This window comes from Petrotoga mobilis SJ95 (genome assembly GCF_000018605.1).
In the GTDB taxonomy this organism is placed as follows: Bacteria; Thermotogota; Thermotogae; order Petrotogales; family Petrotogaceae; genus Petrotoga; species Petrotoga mobilis.
In genome coordinates this window covers 1,382,349-1,401,122 of record NC_010003.1, presented here as the reverse complement: position 1 = coordinate 1,401,122, position 18,774 = coordinate 1,382,349, and the positions used below count along the sequence as shown (strand labels likewise).

The 18,774-nt window shown below is 33.8% G+C and carries 18 protein-coding genes; 5 read left to right on the top strand and 13 right to left on the bottom strand.

Annotation, left to right across the window (positions count from 1 at the left end; genetic code table 11):
• Positions 1 to 299: 299 nt before the first annotated feature.
• Positions 300 to 1,178 carry a DegV family protein gene (locus tag PMOB_RS06710; RefSeq protein WP_012209114.1) on the top strand — a complete coding sequence of 293 codons (879 nt, stop codon included), beginning with the start codon at positions 300 to 302 and terminating at the stop codon, positions 1,176 to 1,178.
• A gap of 291 nt (positions 1,179 to 1,469) precedes the next feature.
• Positions 1,470 to 2,456, top strand: a complete 987-nt coding sequence (locus PMOB_RS06705; protein WP_012209113.1) for an Rpn family recombination-promoting nuclease/putative transposase — start codon at positions 1,470 to 1,472, stop codon at positions 2,454 to 2,456.
• Between the two features lie 183 nt (positions 2,457 to 2,639).
• Here PMOB_RS06705 and PMOB_RS06700 read toward each other — a convergent pair whose 3' ends face one another.
• From PMOB_RS06700 to PMOB_RS06670, 7 genes are all read right to left on the bottom strand, one after another.
• Entirely contained in the window at positions 2,640 to 2,867 is a 228-nt protein-coding gene (locus PMOB_RS06700; RefSeq protein WP_012209112.1) for a type II toxin-antitoxin system HicB family antitoxin, read from the bottom strand.
• 4 nt (positions 2,868 to 2,871) lie between these two features.
• Positions 2,872 to 4,323: a lipopolysaccharide biosynthesis protein gene (locus tag PMOB_RS06695; protein ID WP_012209111.1), complete on the bottom strand. Its 1,452-nt coding sequence runs from the start codon at positions 4,321 to 4,323 to the stop codon at positions 2,872 to 2,874.
• Complete coding sequence (locus PMOB_RS06690; protein ID WP_012209110.1) at positions 4,316 to 5,527, bottom strand: glycosyltransferase; 1,212 nt, start codon at positions 5,525 to 5,527, stop codon at positions 4,316 to 4,318. Before PMOB_RS06690 ends, PMOB_RS06695 begins: the two co-directional genes overlap by 8 nt.
• A gap of 205 nt (positions 5,528 to 5,732) precedes the next feature.
• The gene (locus tag PMOB_RS06685; protein WP_012209109.1) at positions 5,733 to 6,305 is read right to left on the bottom strand and encodes a hypothetical protein; all 573 of its coding nucleotides are present in this window, start codon (positions 6,303 to 6,305) and stop codon (positions 5,733 to 5,735) included.
• Positions 6,306 to 7,028: 723 nt separating this feature from the next.
• A complete protein-coding gene (locus PMOB_RS06680) occupies positions 7,029 to 7,721 on the bottom strand; it encodes a hypothetical protein (RefSeq protein ID WP_012209108.1) in 693 nt (230 codons plus the stop codon).
• Between the two features lie 444 nt (positions 7,722 to 8,165).
• A complete protein-coding gene (locus tag PMOB_RS06675) occupies positions 8,166 to 8,393 on the bottom strand; it encodes a hypothetical protein (protein WP_041534104.1) in 228 nt (75 codons plus the stop codon).
• Positions 8,394 to 9,293: 900 nt separating this feature from the next.
• On the bottom strand, positions 9,294 to 10,745 hold the full coding sequence (locus tag PMOB_RS06670) for a lipopolysaccharide biosynthesis protein (RefSeq protein ID WP_012209107.1): 1,452 nt from the start codon (positions 10,743 to 10,745) through the stop codon (positions 9,294 to 9,296).
• Between PMOB_RS06670 and PMOB_RS11170 the strand changes: the two genes are divergently transcribed.
• A complete protein-coding gene (locus PMOB_RS11170) occupies positions 10,707 to 10,979 on the top strand; it encodes a transposase (protein WP_407946569.1) in 273 nt (90 codons plus the stop codon). The two genes, PMOB_RS06670 and PMOB_RS11170, sit on opposite strands and share 39 nt — an antisense overlap.
• 484 nt (positions 10,980 to 11,463) lie before the next feature.
• Here PMOB_RS11170 and PMOB_RS10650 read toward each other — a convergent pair whose 3' ends face one another.
• The 4 genes from PMOB_RS10650 to PMOB_RS10840 all read right to left on the bottom strand — a co-directional run bounded on the left by PMOB_RS10650 (position 11,464) and on the right by PMOB_RS10840 (position 14,335).
• The gene (locus PMOB_RS10650; protein WP_012209106.1) at positions 11,464 to 12,615 is read right to left on the bottom strand and encodes a hypothetical protein; all 1,152 of its coding nucleotides are present in this window, start codon (positions 12,613 to 12,615) and stop codon (positions 11,464 to 11,466) included.
• A 331-nt stretch (positions 12,616 to 12,946) separates the two neighbouring features.
• On the bottom strand, positions 12,947 to 13,651 hold the full coding sequence (locus PMOB_RS10850) for a reverse transcriptase domain-containing protein (protein WP_196793066.1): 705 nt from the start codon (positions 13,649 to 13,651) through the stop codon (positions 12,947 to 12,949).
• The gene (locus PMOB_RS11070; RefSeq protein ID WP_196793019.1) at positions 13,609 to 14,010 is read right to left on the bottom strand and encodes a reverse transcriptase domain-containing protein; all 402 of its coding nucleotides are present in this window, start codon (positions 14,008 to 14,010) and stop codon (positions 13,609 to 13,611) included. The genes PMOB_RS10850 and PMOB_RS11070 overlap by 43 nt, the downstream gene beginning before the upstream one ends.
• Positions 13,910 to 14,335 carry a hypothetical protein gene (locus PMOB_RS10840; protein ID WP_196793018.1) on the bottom strand — a complete coding sequence of 142 codons (426 nt, stop codon included), beginning with the start codon at positions 14,333 to 14,335 and terminating at the stop codon, positions 13,910 to 13,912. Before PMOB_RS10840 ends, PMOB_RS11070 begins: the two co-directional genes overlap by 101 nt.
• Before the next feature lie 408 nt (positions 14,336 to 14,743).
• Between PMOB_RS10840 and PMOB_RS06650 the strand changes: the two genes are divergently transcribed.
• Together PMOB_RS06650 and PMOB_RS06645 are read left to right on the top strand one after the other, a co-directional pair.
• Positions 14,744 to 14,980: a hypothetical protein gene (locus PMOB_RS06650; RefSeq protein ID WP_041534102.1), complete on the top strand. Its 237-nt coding sequence runs from the start codon at positions 14,744 to 14,746 to the stop codon at positions 14,978 to 14,980.
• A complete protein-coding gene (locus PMOB_RS06645) occupies positions 14,980 to 15,573 on the top strand; it encodes a hypothetical protein (protein ID WP_012209105.1) in 594 nt (197 codons plus the stop codon). The genes PMOB_RS06650 and PMOB_RS06645 overlap by 1 nt, the downstream gene beginning before the upstream one ends.
• A gap of 348 nt (positions 15,574 to 15,921) precedes the next feature.
• On the opposite strand, the gene wecB is transcribed toward PMOB_RS06645, so the two are convergent.
• Both wecB and PMOB_RS06635 read right to left on the bottom strand, forming a co-directional pair.
• On the bottom strand, positions 15,922 to 17,031 hold the full coding sequence (gene wecB, locus PMOB_RS06640) for a non-hydrolyzing UDP-N-acetylglucosamine 2-epimerase (RefSeq protein WP_012209104.1): 1,110 nt from the start codon (positions 17,029 to 17,031) through the stop codon (positions 15,922 to 15,924).
• Positions 17,032 to 17,422: 391 nt separating this feature from the next.
• Entirely contained in the window at positions 17,423 to 18,646 is a 1,224-nt protein-coding gene (locus PMOB_RS06635) for a glycosyltransferase family 4 protein (RefSeq protein ID WP_012209103.1), read from the bottom strand.
• Between the last annotated feature and the right edge of the window lie 128 nt (positions 18,647 to 18,774).

The following is an 18,774-nucleotide window of genomic DNA, read 5'->3' as shown; positions in this document are numbered from 1 at the left end:
AGCGGGGTAAAAAGGAACAAATCCTTTTCCTTATGGGTGAAAAACAGGGAAAGGGTGCAAATAAAAATCCTTTTCCTTATGGGTGAAAAACAGGGAAAGGGTGCAAATAAAAATCCTTTTCCTTATGGGTGAAAAACAGGGTTTAAGGGACCGCAGGTCCCTCTTCCTTATGGGTGGGGAGCGGGGCGAAGGGGCGCTATAAAGCTCGTTTGCAAAAGTTATGTGATAGGGTGGTATATTTTTATTTATTAATTGATATATAATTATAATTGAAAAAACTATTTAAGGGAGGATTTTTTATGCCTAAAATAGCACAGATAGTTGATGCTGCAAGCAATTTACCATCAGAAATTCTTGAAAAATATAATATCGTAAAAATCCCTTTTTACATAACCTTTGATGAGAAAGAGTATCTTGTTCAAGGCAAAGATTATTCCGATGAAGAATTTTATAAGAAAATGGCTGAAAATCCAGACAAAGCTCCAAAAACTGCAGCACCAAATCCAGAAGATTGGTTCAACGCTTTTAAAGAAACATATGATAAAGGTTTCAAAGAGATAATAGTCACAACAATATCAAGCGATTTATCTGCAAGCTATCAAAATGCCAATATAGCAAAAAATGATTTCACCGAGAAATACCAAGACTCAAAAATAACCTTAATAGACACAAGAACCTGTACATGTGGTCAGGCTGCTTTGGAAATAAAAGTCGCTCAAATAATTAAAAGTGGGAAAAAATATTTTGAAGAAATCTCTAAAATAGCCAAAGAATCGATCAAAAAAACTAGTACAATATTCACTGTAAAAACCTTGAAATACATGAAAGCCGGTGGAAGAATAGGTGGCGCCACACAGTTCGTCGGTACTCTATTAAATATAAAACCGATAATGGAATTTGTGAATGGAGTAGTAAAACCGATAAAAGCAGTTAGATCAAGAAGAAAATCATTGGAAGAAATGGTTAATATAATTTCAGATAGAATAAAAGATCCTAAAAAAGCAATTATCTGTACAAGAAACGCCATATGTAAAGAAGACGAAGAATACATGATAGAAAAACTCAAAGAAAAACTAAACTATGAAGGTGAAATATACTCAGGTACGTTGGGAGCAGTAATTGGAGCTCACTCTGGGCCTGGGGCAATAGGAATAGGCTTCACAGAATTAGAAGAATAAAACAAAAAGATGTAGGGCAGGCTGCGGGGTGAAAAAAACAGACCCTTTTCCTTATGGGTGGGGAGCGGGGCGAAGGGGCGCTAAACAAAGAACCTCTTCTTTGTGGGCGGGCAGCGGGGGAAGGGCGCTATAAAACTCATTATACAAGAGTTACACGATAAGACAGCTCACCTTCAAAAAGATATGGTATAATTAAGTTGACAAAGAAAACACTTCACTAATTTTATGGGGTGGGCAGCGGGGCGAAGGGGCGCTAAACACAACAAAAAATAAACCAAAAAGGAGAAGCTTATGTCTAATCCAATAAAAGATTCGATATTCAAAGAATTATTTGAAGACAGAACCGTATTCTATGACTTTCTAAAAGCCTTTCTACCAAGAGAGATAACAAAACAAATAAAAGAAACAGATTTAAAACGTGAACAAACTGAACTAATAGGCAAAGACTTCTCCATAAAAAGATCAGACATACTATACAAGATAGAAAAAAGAAACGGTCAAGATGTATACATATACTTATTGTTGGAGCATCAAAGTAGAGTTGACCAACTGATGGCATTCAGGATGTTGGCATACAAAGTAAGAATATGGGAACAATATGTAAAAAGTCACAAAAAAGAATCAGAGCAAAAAGGATTCAAACTACCAGTCATAATAGGGATGGTCTTTTACGATGGAAAAGCGAAATGGACATCACCAATGGATGTAAAAGACAAGATAACAGAGATAAAAAACATGGAAGAATACTTAATAAAAGCAAATTATGAACTAATAAATTTAAGTAATATAAAAGAAGAAACGATAATAAACATGAAGAAGGCACTAGGGGTAATCTTATTAACGGACAAACCAAACGTAAGGATAAAAAACGCAGAAGAGTTGCTAAAGATTATAAATAAAGATATAATATCGAAGTTGCCACAAGAAGAAAAAGAAAAGTTTGATAAACACAGAAACGCATTCATAGAACTGTTCGGAAAGAGGACAGATTACGAAGAGATAGAAGAAAGGTTCGAAGAGCTAAAAGAAATGGAGGTGCCAAAAATGTTTAACACATTAGAAGAGATAGCAAAAAGAGACAGAGAAAAGGCTAAATTAGAAGGTGAAAGAGAAGGGAAACTTGAATTTGCAATTAGAATATTAAGCAAAAGATTTGGTAACCAACTAACTGAAGAAATAAAAGATAAGATAAGAAAAGCAGATGAGAAGACGATAGATTACATAGGAGATAACTTGTTGGAAATAACCATAGAAGAACTAAAAGAGTTATTGAAATAGTTTCTGAAAAGACGCCCGACGTGGGCGTTTTTTCGAATAAAAATTGCTGCTAATTTTAATGAACATTTTCAATTGCTAACTACTTTTCTTTCACTATGTGCATTTAACCCTATCTAACACAAAACCTTGCTTTTCAAGAATTTTGATAACTTGCTGAGGGGTAAGGTTTGGTAGTTTCGACATTTAAATTTCCACCGTTAATGTATACTCCATAGTTTCTTCTTCAGAAGGTATCTCCTCTCCGTGTTCTTGCAGGCTTTCTATGTATAATTGAATAGCTTCTTTCGCCATTTTTATTGCTTCTTCCATTGTATCTCCGTATGTAACACATCCTGGAAGAAGAGGGACTATAACGGTATAACCTCCTTCAGCTTCTTTCTTAAGTAAGATTCTATAACTTAGAATTTTCATAATTTCACCTACTAACTACCCTCTCCTTCACTTCCCTCACTAAACCAACCCCCAAATTAAACACATATTTTACCTGATCTCTATACACAAGCATCACAACAACCAAACCCAAAACAGCAGATACAACCTGAAAAACTATATTAGGAACAAAAGTGTTTATAAAAGCAACGACCACAAAAACAAACGTACTAATAAAAAATTTACCCAAATGATATTTCACAGGAAACAATCTTTTAGATATAAACGTCCTCATACAAAAGAAAACTATATACGACACCCCAGTAGAAAATGCTGCACCTTTTGCACCATATACAGGAACAAGCATCAAATTCCCAAACACGTTAACCCCTGCTGCCACAGTTGCTATCAACATATGCCAATATGTTTTTTTCTTAAAATTGATACCAACAACCGTCGTTTCAGAAACAGTATACATAATAGGCATCAAAATCAAAAAAGAGCTAATTCCAGCCGCCTGCCTATAAGAACTCTCTAAAAGCAAAAATATCACATCTTTAAACACAACTAATAGCAATCCAAACACAAACATCGCAGCGGCTATAAACACAGAGGTCTTCTCAAAAATCCCCTTACTCTCAGGTTCTTTTTCGTAGCTTTCATAAGAAACGGGAGTCCAAAACGTAGTAAAACCAGCTTGAATTAAGCTCATCACTGAAACTACTTTGAAAGCAGCAGAATACAAACCTATCTCCGTGAAATCAGAATAATTTCTTAACGACAACCTATCTATCGATTGAAAAAGCCAAGTAATTAAAAAAGTAGGAACAAAAGGGAGACCGTACCTAACAATCGCTTTTATAGATTTAAAATCAACTTTGAACTTACCAAACCACAATTCTCTTTCAAAAAAGATCGCTAATAAAGCGGTAACTATATGAGAAAAAAACAAACCAATGATAACAGCATAAAAACTTCTTGAAACAAAAAGGGCGTATAAAATTGTAAAAACCGCATTTGTTACTCCGTTTACTACCCTCAACGTAGAAAAAGCGATACCTCTTTTTTTCATCCGAACAGCCAAAGTGGAAAATCTCTCTAAAATACCGATTAATATGGTAACGCCCAACAAAAAAATCGGAAGAAAATGATTATAATCTCCAAAAAGAATGAAAGACAACTCTTTCCAAAAGATACCAATGACAACAAAAACAACAACGCCTATACTCAAACTCGGCAACAAAGAATCCCAAAGTAAATCCCTTCTCTTATCCTCAGACCTTTCATAAAACATACGAACAAAGCTCTGATCCGCTCCAAGAAGTGCAACGTTGAGAAGTAAATTGAAAGCCAAAGTAAACATCGATGCCTTACCAAACTCCTCTGGGATTATAAGCCAAGTGGTAATAGGAGTAGTGATGAAGGAAATCAAAGCAGCTATCCATTGACCCATTGAAAACTGAAAAAAAGATTTAATAAATTCTCTCTCTTTAGGCATTACTTCCTCCAAATCTATTTAAAGCTTCGTTATACACCTCTATTTCCTTTTCTACAATACTCTCCCACGAAAACCCCAAAGCCCTTTTTCTTAAATAACTACCATCAATTGGATTTTCTAACAACTTTACAACCGATTGAGCAAACCTTTTTTCAAAATCTTCTCCTTCTTCTACAACTATTCCTCCATCTCCAATTGCCTCAGGTATACCTCCGTTGCCGCTACCAACAACAGCTACCCCACATCCCTGTGCTTCCAATACAACGCACGGCCAGCCTTCATTCCTACTCGGAAGTATCATTACATCCATAGCATTCATATAATAAGGTACATCTTCATGAGAAACACTTCCAACAAACTTAACATGCAACTTTCTTTTCTTACATTCATTTTCAATATCTTTTCTTAACTCACCATCTCCAACAACTAAAAACTCAGCATCGTAGATTGAAGAAATGTAAGAAAAAATTTCGGGCAATTTATCTGCCCTTTTTACTTTCTTCAATCCACCTACAAACCCAACAACCTTTTTAGACAGCCCCTGTTCTTCTTTTATCTTTTCTTTATCCAAAGGTTTAAAGATATCTGGTTCGATTCCATTGGGAATAACAACAGAATTCTCACCAGCATATCCAAATGATTTAGCTTTGTTCAATAAGGCATTACTTACAAAGATAACCTTTGCAGCATTTTCTAAAACATCAACGTACAATTCTTTTGCCTTAGGCATCGCTAAGTTTATATCGCTACCATGGCAAGTAACTACATATGGAACACTTAACTTTTGCGATAACAGTTTCGCAACTAATCCAGCAGGTGCGTCATACATCCCATGGGCATGGATTATATCAAACTCATTATGCTTAATTTTATCAAATAGATCCTCTGCAACTTCTTTTGAATCTTTAATTTGATTATTTTTCTTCAATACTCTCGAATTAAAGACATCACCTAAACTTCTACTAAAAGACGCATATTTGTATTTTACACCATCGACTTCATAAAATGAATCAGTAGAATTTACGCTTGGTATAGAAAGAATCTTTTTTAAAAATTTTACTCCAAAAGAATCTTTAGAAGTAATACCATAAACATCGAAGTTTATATCAAAACTTTGCATAGTTTTAAGCCTATTTGTTATGAAAATCCCACGTGCAGGATTATGAGAAAATGGCAACAAATTTGTTATGAACAGTACCTTCACTATTTATCAACTCCGAATGTAATTTCAGTTTTAACATCAAAAAATCAGAATGCTTTTCGTTTATTAAATGCAAATGCCTTGACTATTATTCTGATTTTATTATTGTCCTTTTGATATTTCTGTGAATCCTCCATCGAATATAGCAACTTTAAAAATGTTTTTTTGAAAAGATCACCATCAATAAGGTCGGGATTCAGTATAAAACTTAGTTTTTTATTTCTTTGTTATTTTGATCTTCTGTATCTATTTCTGGTGTTTCTTCCAAATTCAAATCTTCCAAAACTGCTTCTAACAAATCTGTATCATCCCAATCTGTTTCTGCTATTTCTTCCAAATCTACTAATTCCGAATCTGTTTCTGTTAAATCCATATTTATAAGATCTGGTTCCTCTATTTCTTCCAAACCTTTCTCGGTTACTTCTAATAAAACTTCTACCCAATATAGGTACTGGCCTTTTGATAAAATACTGAAGCCATCTTGCGCCCCTAGTTCTTTTACTGCGCCTTCCAAGAAATAGATTCTACCAGGTTCTTCTAAATACCATTCTAACAGTCCTCTTGCAAAGACATTAGTCAAACTTTCTGCACAATCTTCCGGTTCGGCTTGTACATATCTTAATTGGTCTTCAATTTCTTCAATAGGTATTTCCGCTTCATCTGCTATATCTAAAATTTTGTCTAAAGCTTTTTTGTAATCCGCCATGCTTGCCCGACTGCCATTCTGGATGTTCAATTGTAAATTATCTAAAACTGTTTTTTTGAAGTCTCCAGCTTTCATTACTGTTACCTCCTTAATAATTTATTTTTACTGTCTTCAGAAACTCTAAAACATGCATTGCAACTAACTTTTAATACCTTCAATATTATGCTTTTTAACTCCTCACTGTATAATTTATTTGATACCATATCTTTATTGTTTCAACTGTACTTCGATTTCGTCTACTCTGATTATATGAAAGAACATTCTGAATTTAAGTATCTTCTCGATTTAATCGATATGATCGATTGGTCCGTTGTCCCAGATTTCAATAATAAGATGGGCAGAACAGGTACTCCCTTCGGGCTTTGCTTAGAGCTATCTTTGTTCAGAAGGTCAAGGATTTGGTTTCTTTTTTTAAGTTTTTCAAAGAGCGCTTAGGATAATTTCCTAATATTTTAGCTCTTTTTCTTATTGCCTTTACTTATTTTACCTTTTTTTAGTTGTACTTTCTACCTATTTCTGAAGAGGGTATTTTGTGTTTGTTAAAATACAAAAATCGTAAAATTCTTTTTTCAAATCGTCTGCTCTTTAATTTTTTAATCATTGCTTTTATATTTATTTCTTATTCTTTCTAATTCTTTATCATGTTCATCTCTTAGAGAATATCTATCTTCCCCTATCTTTGTTAATCTATTATATAGCACATCAAAAGAATTATTTGGATTATGTAAAAATAGGCTATATGTATTATCCAACTCAGGTAAATATGTTTCTTCATTTTCTATTATTCTATAAAGAATATCATGATCGATAATTTTTAAAAGATTTGTAAGGATGATATTTTTTCAGTTTTCTAACTTCACCATGATATTCTCTAGAAAATAAAGTATTATCTGAAATTAAATATAACAAACTCGCTAATGTCAAAAAAAAGTCATTTGCACTATAATTTTTTGGCAAAATAAAAAAATCAATCCTAGAAAAAACATCTTTTTTTACATTAATGATATTGTCCTTGGGTATTCCATCTTGAATTTTTTGAAATTTTATTGAATTATCAAAAAAATTTTTAGGAATATATAAGCTACAAATTGGAAATGGAAACAATTTATCGTTTTTAATTTTACCTTCATGTCTTATTTCTAAATCTTTTTGATTTTTTTGGTTTTTGAGATTTATAACTGGCATTTTTATATTTCCATTTTGATTATAACTAAATCCATGCCAAGATACCTTATAAATCGATTTTTTGAACTTTTCTTTGTGATTATCTTTTTGAAAATACAAATTATCAAAAGGATGATTTTTAATTCCATCCATCATTATATCTAATTCTCCGTCATAAGAATCATATTTGTCTTTATCTGGTTCTTTAATTTTTAATCGAAAAAGTATTTTATTATCTCTCACAACATAAATTTTATTATGGTCAGAATTCTTTATTGAAAATACCAAATCAGCATCCATATTATCACCACTAACAACTAATTCCATGTTCCTCTAGATAAACCATTTTTGTTATCTATAGTGCATCCTATCCAAATAGATTGATGTTTATATTTTATTGGGTTAAACCTTATCCTATTAGAATTTGCAAAATTCAAGGCACCGATACTTGATGGACCTTTCAAGGCCGTATTAGTAGGGAACGCCCTAGAAGAGGTCTAAGGATTAAGGCAGATCCTCAAACAATACTAAAGCGAGGTGAAACAATATGATCCTAACTATCATTACAAAGTACAAAATCAAGAACTGAGAGCTCATGGCAATTATACACGAAAAAATATTAAAAAGAAAAAGAACACATTAGTTAATATTAGATGTCCGTGAAAAAGATTGGTTAGATCATAATTCGATGTCTTTTAATTTTGCTTCATATTTTTATGATCTTCAATTATTATTTCAATGCATTCATCATTTCTATACATTTTCATAAAACTAAAGGATATCCCTTACGATAATTCCATATCTATTAATACTATAAATAGTTCCTCCACTATTTAAATTTGAATTACCCCCATCGATTCCTCTATTTTCTATAAAGCCATAACTAAACAAACTTTCGAGAACATCTTTATCAGCAATAGAATCACCCGTAGAAATAGTATCTTGATTTGAAAAACTTTTTAGCGCAAATAAATCTTTATAATAACTCCTATTAATCAAATAACTAATTCTAAAAAAATCTCTTTCATTTAGTTTTTCCTCATTCTTTATTGTTTTATCAACACATTTAAATTATAACTTATAGGGAAGCTACCTTTTTAAAAGCCAATAACAAAAATTAAAAGAAGAGTTCAAATAATATGGCTCAGTTCAAAAGACTCTTCATCGCTATACTTATGTGTCTACCCTTGTTTCCTTTATCCTTCTTTTTGATTGATACCAAGTTTCTCCTCTATCTCCCTTGCTTAATAGCTCTTTTAACCGTCGCTCTGTGTATCCCCATTTCTTTTGCTATCGCTCTTTGACTTTTGTGTTTGTTAAAATACAAAAATCGTACATTTTTTTTTACCAAATTCATTATACAGGATTTGTGTGATAGGGTGGTACACTTTTCGAGAAAAAGCTAGTAACTTAAAAATTAGAAAAATAGATAAATTTGTGAGTGGTTTAAAAAGAGATATGTAAGCGGTTAGAAATGCTATTGTATATGAATACAACAATGGGCTAGCAGAAAGTTCTGTGAATAAACTGAAAGTTATTAAAAGGATAATGTATAGAAGAAACAAATTTGAGATGCTGAGACAGAAAGTTCTTTTTCTAGAAAATAATGGATAGGATTAAACAATCAGTGGAAAGAACCCGTATTCGGTTAGGCATAGCACATAAAATCACCTGTTTTATTCTATTTAACAGAACCACCTCAAATCATTGCCTTAAAATAAGCTAAGTAATCTTACATAGGCAGATAAAAGACTCAACCAATAAAAAAGACGCCTTATTTAGATGCCTTGTATATTTTCAACAATCTAATATTTTATCTAATAATTAACTAAATCATTTACCCATATAGTATTCCATTAGTATTTCTGCGACCTCGGTAAAGCCCTACCAACTCCCCCTTCACCTGCTAGCAACCCTCTCCTTCACTTCCCTCATCAAATCAACCCCCAAATCAAACACATATTTCACCTGATCTCTATACACAAACATTACAACGATCAAACCCAAAACAGCAGACACAACCTGAAAAACCATATTAATAACAAAAGTGTTTATAAAAGCAACGACCACAAAAACAAAGGTACTAATAAAAAATTTACCCAAATGGTAATTAACAGGGAACAAACTCCTAGATATAAACGTCCTCATACAAAAGAAAACTATATACGACACCCCAGTAGAAAATGCTGCACCTTTTGCACCATATACAGGAACAAGCATCAAATTCCCAAACACGTTAACCCCTGCTGCCACAGTTGCTATCAACATATGCCAATATGTTTTTTTCTTAAAATTGATACCAACAACCGTCGTTTCAGAAACAGTATACATAATAGGCATCAAAATCAAAAAAGAGCTAATTCCAGCCGCCTGCCTATAAGAACTCTCTAAAAGCAAAAATATCACATCTTTAAACACAACTAATAGCAATCCAAACACAAACATCGCAGCGGCTATAAACACAGAGGTCTTCTCAAAAATCCCCTTACTCTCAGGTTCTTTTTCGTAGCTTTCATAAGAAACGGGAGTCCAAAACGTAGTAAAACCAGCTTGAATTAAGCTCATCACTGAAACTACTTTGAAAGCAGCAGAATACAAACCTATCTCCGTGAAATCAGAATAATTTCTTAACGACAACCTATCTATCGATTGAAAAAGCCAAGTAATTAAAAAAGTAGGAACAAAAGGGAGACCGTACCTAACAATCGCTTTTATAGATTTAAAATCAACTTTGAACTTACCAAACCACAATTCTCTTTCAAAAAAGATCGCTAATAAAGCGGTAACTATATGAGAAAAAAACAAACCAATGATAACAGCATAAAAACTTCTTGAAACAAAAAGGGCGTATAAAATTGTAAAAACCGCATTTGTTACTCCGTTTACTACCCTCAACGTAGAAAAAGCGATACCTCTTTTTTTCATCCGAACAGCCAAAGTGGAAAATCTCTCTAAAATACCGATTAATATGGTAACGCCCAACAAAAAAATCGGAAGAAAATGATTATAATCTCCAAAAAGAATGAAAGACAACTCTTTCCAAAAGATACCAATGACAACAAAAACAACAACGCCTATACTCAAACTCGGCAACAAAGAATCCCAAAGTAAATCCCTTCTCTTATCCTCAGACCTTTCATAAAACATACGAACAAAGCTCTGATCCGCTCCAAGAAGTGCAACGTTGAGAAGTAAATTGAAAGCCAAAGTAAACATCGATGCCTTACCAAACTCCTCTGGGATTATAAGCCAAGTGGTAATAGGAGTAGTGATGAAGGAAATCAAAGCAGCTATCCATTGACCCATTGAAAACTGAAAAAAAGATTTAATAAATTCTCTCTCTTTAGGCATTACTTCCTCCAAATCTATTTAAGACTTCGTTATACACCTCTACTTCCTTTTCTACAATACTCTCCCACGAAAACTTCAAAGCCTTTTTTCTTAAATAACTCAAACGGTAAAATAGAAGGTATGAACTCTAAACTTAGAGGATTTTCTAAAAGGGCTTTTGGTTTTAAAACATTAAAGAATTTAAAAATCACTATCTTTATTGCCCTTGGTAAACTTAATTTAATTCCAGCTTAATTACCCGCTATTTTCGTGATAGAACCCACTTTTTCATTTAAAAATTTTGTTTGCAACACTTTTGTTAATACGCTATATATTCCCCCTCGCTTTTTTGGAAGTGTAGACTTCCTTACTCAAAAATAATCAGAAAGTCCCTCTAAAACATCATCAGTAAATGAATCTAATACTTCTGCTATTATTAAAGCAACTTTAGTCATATTTTTTGTATTATCAATCTTTTTTGTAGTATCTTCAAGTTTATCTTGAAGTTTCTTCTTTACACTCGTAGCTGAAGATAATTTTAATGCTTTCAGGTATGTTTTTTTGCTTTCAAATTATCTTCTTCAAAGTATAATCCATCTCCCAAAACTTCAAGTATTGCTGAATTTTCCCCATGAACATTTAAATAATTTTCAGCTACTTTTTTAGCTAAGGACGCTGAGAGAGAAGTGAAGCTTATATAATGTAAATAATTTTTATATTCTCAATGACCGTTATATTATCAACAATTATTTAGACCTTCTTGGCGCCTGCAGAAAATGAAAAAATCAGCGGAAGACTCCTCAGGATATTTGTTTTTTATCTTACGAAATAATTCCCATTCTGGTGCGTTCTTTTCAATCCAATCAGTAAATCTTCTGTGTTTGATGTGAGGGGGGGTTCCTTTTGGGTTTTTATCTGTGTTTGAAGAATAGACGATAACAAATTTTTCTGCAGATAGGAATAAGTTTTGCATATATAAATCAAAATGCAAATCCTCAACCAGGTGGTAAATCACATCCAATGACAACGACATCTCAGCCTTAAAAAGAGATTTGTTGCTTTCTACCTCTTCTGGATTATATAAGAAAAAACTTTTTGTTTTTTCTTTCATAAAACGTTCTCTACACAAATTAACAGCAGTCTCTGAAACATCCAAACCAATATACTTTGGAAAGTCAAACAAAGATACTTGATTCCCATCTCCACAGCCAAATTCTACAATCGAATTAATTCTTTTCTCCTTTACAAAAGAATTTATTACTTCTGCTTTGAATTCTGCTAATTTTCCATAAGAACCTTGTCCTGAATTACCTCCTGTTTTGTATCTTTCTTCCCAATATTTTTTGCTTCCTGGAAAATATTTTCTGCTTCCTGGAAATCTAAAGATGTTACCAATGTAAGTTAGCCTGAGATCAAGTATCTGATAAATAATATTTTGAATTTTATTTTTATTTTTATTTTTACTTAATGAGATATAATCTGGTAAAATTATTTGTTTAGTAAAGTGGTTATACCAAATATTTTGCAATGCTAATTGTTGTCCCTTTTTATTTTTTACTATAAATTCAATAAGGCTAACCTCATCTGTTATTTCTTCTACCTTTCCAATTCTAATTCTAGAACCTTCAAAATCGAAAGAATCGATGTATTTGTCTGTGTATGGGGTAAATTCCATAAACTTGGAGACTATATTATCTAAAAATAAATCATACTGATCTTCGGCAACTTTTTTAGTTATTTTCTTATTGGCTTTTTCGATTTCTTTTTTGTTGAAGTGTATTAGTCCTTTTAAGTTGTATTTTTTCGGATCATCATCGGATATTTTTTCTATTTGTTCTTGAGCTTTGTTTATTTCTCCTGTGTTTATCATTTCAAAGATTTCTTCGTACATGGAATTTCCTCCTTTGCTTTTGAAGTTTAGTGTCTTCAGAAACTATAAAATACCCATTGTAACCAACTTTTAATACCTTCAATATTATACTTCTACCTCCTCACTGTATAATTTATTTGATACCATATCTTTATTATCTCGTAAGGAGGTCATTCAATTGTCATTGTCGAGTAGAGCAGTTGCGTAGTGGCCTTAGATTCTCCTTGGCTGTATCCACCGTTTCCAGTTTCGTGCCCGTTTAGGTTTACCTTAACCCTATTTCCACTGCCCCCTCACAGAACCGTACGTGCGGATTTCCCGCATACGGCTCTTCAGTAGTGCATCACTGTCTTCAGGACAGAGTGTAAGTTAAGTGATATATCTTTGGTACAGGCAAAGGATTAAAGTGGAGAAACTGCTGAAATTGTTCCCAGTTGTAACTCCTCTTCTGACTGCGTCTGTTTATCCACTTAAAAGCCAATCTTACGGTTTGTTTGTGGAACGCCCGTATCTTTCGCATGTTTCCGCTTATCCCATAGTAGCGAAAATGTCCTATTAACTTCAGTTTTAACACTTTCCACCATTCTTTCAACTCTACTTGGTTACGGACATCCTTTAACCACTGGTTCATTTCCTTTATTCCCTGTCTAAACTTTGCCTTTGAAGTCTTCCGTCCTAACTTAAAATAGCCTTTTCTTGTCTTTGTACAGTAATGGGTAAAACCAAGAAAATCAAAGGTCGCTAACTTCTTACCTTTCTTTCGTGCCCAGTAGTATGGGTAACGACCAAAGCAAATTATTCGGCTTTTCTCTTTCGATATTTTCAACCCAACTTTGTTTAGCCGTTCCCTCAACTCTTTTCCAAATGCTCTTGCATCATCAACCCTTTGAAAGCAGGCAACAAAGTCATCAGCATACCGGATAAGCTGAGAAAACCCCTTACTTTGTCTTTTTACTACCTTCTCAAACCAGTGGTCTAAACTGAAGTGAAGATAAATATTAGCTAGAAGGGGACTTAACACCCCACCTTGCGGCGTGCCCTGTCTATTTGGTAATATTTGCCTTCTTCCATTACCCCTGCCTTTAAGAAGCGTCCTATCAACCTTAAAGTGCCTGAGTCAGCTATCCGCATCCGCAGAAACTTCATCAACCATTTGTGGTTTACGTTATCGAAAAATTTCTCGATGTTCATATCCACTATATAGTTGACGGGCTTAGTCATTACCGCCTTGTCCAGAATATCCAGAGCTTGATGGCAGCTTCTTTTAGGACGAAAGCCATAAGATACATCAAGAAAGTCAACCTCATAGATTGCCTCAAGGATTTTCTTCAACGCCATCTGGACTAACTTGTCTTCCACGGTGGGGATGCCCAGCGGCCTTTTTCCTCCCCTGGACTTTGGGATATATATCCTCATCTGCCGTGAGGCTGTCTATCCTCCTTACAGGCTGAGGTTTATAACGTTTTGCCCTTAACTTCTCCACTAACTCCTTAAGGTTCTTCTCTAAGGTGACTTCGTACTCCTTAACTGTTACTCCATCTACTCCAGGAGCTTTATCTTTCTTAAGCTCCTCGAAGCACTCTTTGAGAAAGTCCACGGTGAGCAGATGAGCTAATGAGGTAAATTTCATCTGTGGATTTTCCCGAGCTAAAGCAGTTAGGGACGAGAGTTTTGTTGACTTCCTTTGTCCGTCTCTGTGTGCGGAGAAAGTGTCCCTTTCGTCCCAAGGCACTGCTGCCAACGCCTTCCCTCCACCCCCCATTACGGGGTTTCTTAGGTACTATGCATTGGTCCGACTCCCACAACGTCAACTGGACAACCTTGCCGTCTATAGGCTTGGCAGCCCATACCCTTTCACCAGGAACGTTGCGGGTCTCCCGAGTTCCCAGCTTGTCCCTTTGATACCGTGCCACGGCCTCGGACCCCGTCGGGTTCTCACTGCCTCGCTTATCGCCAGTAAGACTGCTGTCTTCCACCCTACATACAGCGTCGACCTCCGACACAATGGTTATTTCGGGGCTCAATACCTTCACTTGCGTTGCAGCCCGGTACCTTGTTCCCTCTGGCTTCATAGGTTCGTTACCTCCCACTATGCAGAGTTCCCTACTGAGGTGGTTGCTAACCTTTCCTCAGACCAGACTTTCACTGGTTGGACACGCTGAATTTTGCTCGGCACACATACGGTAACTCTTCTCAACTGTACTTCGATTTCGTCTACTCTGATTATATGAAAGAACATTCTGAATTTAAGTATCTTCTCGATTTAATCGATATGATCGATTGGTCCGTTGTTCCAGATTTCAATAATAAGATGGGCAGAACAGGGTACTCCCGCCGGGCTTTACTTAAAGCTATCTTCGTTCAGAAAGTTAAGGGTTTACAGTAATGGAGTTGATTCACTTCCTTAAGAGTAACCCTTCTTTTGCTAAATGCATCGGTTTCGATCCTATTATCAATTACGTTCCTTCTGAAGCTACTTTCTCTTCCTTTAAGAAGGAGTTTGGTCCTTCTTATTTGGATAAGGTTATCGTTTTTACCGTTCTTAAAGGTATCAAAGAGGGGATCTTTGATATCAGCTATCTTGTTGCTGATTCTTACCCCATTGTCTTTAATTCTTTCTTCAACAACAAGAAGAGTCACGGTAAATTCAAAGATTACAAAGAGTACTATCGTTCTCCTTTAGAAGCAAATTTTGGTGTTAAACCTGTTTCTAATTCTAAACCTATCTACGATAAGTACGGTAACCCAAAGAACGCTATGTCTTATCTTGGTTACAAGGCTCATACTATCACTTTCCTAAACGTCCCTATCTTCACCGTGGTTTCCCCTGCTTCTGCCAATGACAAGAATTATGCTTTGGAAGTCGAATGCAACCTTTCTAACCTTTTCCTTATCGCTTCTGCTCTCTTAGCTCACAAGATGGGTAGAGACGATTTATTGTCTTCTCCTAAAACACTTATGTATGAAACAGCTTCTTAGCTTGTTCCTTTAGAAGGTTTAAATCCTTTTCAATACTTCCCAAATGGACAGTTATTCAATAACTGTGCTTCTTTTATGCGTGTTTTTCCTAAAAAATTCTTCAATTCTAGTTACTTTTCAATTTTTTAAGAATTATCTCGATTTTCAAAGAGCATTTTGGATAATTATCCAATATTTTAGTTCTTTTTCTTCTTGCCTTAACTTACTTTACCTTTCGTTAATCGTTGGTTCTACCTGTTTCTGAAATGGGTAATAATCTCAACAATTTCGAATTTAAGATTAACTCTTTTTTTACTTGTAGGCTTAATAGTTAAACATTCACAGTAAAGAGTATTAATAGTACTTTTATTAAATATTAAATAGAATTGTTCCTTTCAAAAATTCAACGATTCTTTGAGATGCCTTCCCATCTCCAAAAGGATTGCTTGCTTTGCTCATTTGTGCATATTTTTCTGTTTCTAGTTCTTTCATGGCTTGATACACTTGTTCTTCTTGCGTTCCTATTAATTTTGCTGTTCCTGCTTCTATAGCTTCGGGTCTTTCCGTTGTTTCTCTTAACACCAACGTTGGTTTGCCCAATGTGGGTGCTTCTTCTTGTATCCCTCCTGAATCTGTCATTATGTAATGGCTTTCGTCCATTAACGCTATGAATTCTAAGTATTCTACTGGGTCTATCAGTATAGCTTTTTCTTCATTCCCAAGTATTCTATACACACTTTCTCTCACTATCGGATTTAAGTGAACTGGAAATACTATGTGCATCTCTTCGTTTTCATGTAGATACCTTTTTATCGCTTTCATTACGTTTTCTATCGGTTTTCCCCAGTTCTCTCTTCTATGCATGGTTATTAAGATAAACTTTTTGTTCTTTATGTTGTACTTTTCTTTTATCTTTTCTATATCTTTGTTTTTATTTTCTTTTACCCATAGTAATGCATCTATAACCGTGTTCCCTGTTACTATTATGTTTTTTTCTTCTACACCTTCTTTTAGTAGGTTATCTTTTGCCTTTTGGGTAGAAGCAAAGTGATGCTTTGCAATTGTACCTGTTAGTCTTCTGTTCATTTCTTCTGGGAAGGGGTTGTATATGTCGTTCGTTCTTAAACCCGCTTCCACGTGCCCAACAAATATTTTGTTGTAAAAAGCAGCGAGACTTCCAACAAAAGTGGAGGTTGTATCCCCTTGTACTAGTATGTAATCGAATGGTTCAATTTTTAGTATTTTATCTATCTCTGTAACTAGTTTTGAAGTTAGTTGTGGTAGAGTTTGATTTTTTGTCATTATATTTAAGTCGTAGTCTGGTTTTATTTCGAAAAGATTCAACACTTGATCGAGCATTTCTCTGTGTTGAGCGGTTGCTATTACTTTTACCTCCATATTTTCTTCTTTCATCTTTTTGTATAGCGGTGCCATTTTTATTGCTTCTGGCCGTGTTCCAAATATCATCGCTGTTTTCATTTGGAGAGCTCCTTAAAATGTAATTCTTGTAGTGAATTTTTCTTTTATATATAAACAATTTCGTTAACCACAAATTTTCAATTACGAGATTTAGAAACTAGAATTTATTAAATTACTATAATTAATTCTATCACGAAAATAGTGGGTAATTAAGCTGGAATTAAATTAAGTTTACCAAGGGCAATAAAGAAAAACAGAAAATACTTAACCTCATAAGAAAGTCCTTTGTAATTGAATGTCTTTTTGAACTTAGGTACCGTTGGGTAATGTCTGAGCTACATCAATATCCTGCTATCATCAACATATTGAGCTTAGCTTTCTCTTTTAACGGCAATTAATTATGATCTAAACTGTGTTTCATTTTTTCCTACTCACACTTTTCGAAAAAGAATCATATTTTATTTTTATGTGTTATATAATACTCTATAACCATATTTTTGAGAAAGTCAGGAGCTATTTCTTTAAAAACGTAATATACAGCTTTTTTTAATTCCTTATTTTCATTAGTTTTTATTTTATTTTCTATTTCTTTTTTCGTTAATATATTCAAAAGCTTGACTTGTTCAAAAATATCGTTCAATTTCGAAAAGTTTTTATATACGTTTAAGTTATTTTCTGCGCTTTCTCGAGCTTTTTTAGAAAAATAATCTAAATCTTTTTTATTTTCTATATAATATTTCATTTTTTCCGCTAAATCAGTTTCATCGACTATAGACAACGGCCAATAATAACCATCTGCTCTAGCAATAAGTTTCTTAACTTTTATTAACTTTCCGTTCATATCATTTACAAATTCATTCATTGGTGGCGAATTAGTTGTAATAACAGGCAAACCAGAAGCTAAAGCTTCCATAATAGTTAATCCTATTCCTTCTAACTTAGTGGGATAAACATAAACATCACCTAAATAATAGAGTCCAGGAGCGGTAACTGTTTTGTTAATTATTTGAATATTGAATCTTTCTAAATTCTTATACTTTATTCCTGTAATGCTATTTAAATTGTTTTGAGTATGTATCAATAACTTCGAACTTTGATATAAATTATTTTCAATAAAGGCATTAATTAAAACTTCTGTTCCTTTTCTATTTGACATCCCTTGAGAATGGAAGAATGTGATTCGTTCATTTTTAACTTTTTTTGAACTATTAAATAAAATTATATCAGTTCCCCACGGCACATAAAAACATTGAGGATGCCATGAAAAAACTTCATAATGCCTCTTTGTATTACATATTAAAAAGTCGAATACTTTGAAATTTTCAATTGTATCTAATTTATAATAGTCTATGTAAGAACCTAATATCAAATGAGGATATTTCTTTTTAATCTTATATACAGGGGTAAAATCTCGCTGCTCATTAAAAAAAATTATATCTAGCGAATTTTTTTCTATCCATTTTGAAATATCTGATAATGATATTTCCATCCCCATGCCAACTCTTTTACCCCATGTGACGTAAGGCAAATCCCAATTTGGGTCGTTTTTAGCGTAGGCTTCACCTCCTCTTGCATATACGTATATATTATGCTTTTCTTTCAAAAAATTAATATATGTTTTAGTTACATAAGCCGCTCCTCTTTCAAACCAGGTCGAAACAAATCCAATATTCATATTATCGTCCCCGTTCGGTTTTATTATATTTTGTCCAATTCTTTTTTTTCTACTGAATGTTGAATTTTCTTGATTCTTCTAGAGAAAAAAGAACTATCTATTTCAATATCTCGAATTTGTTACTTCTA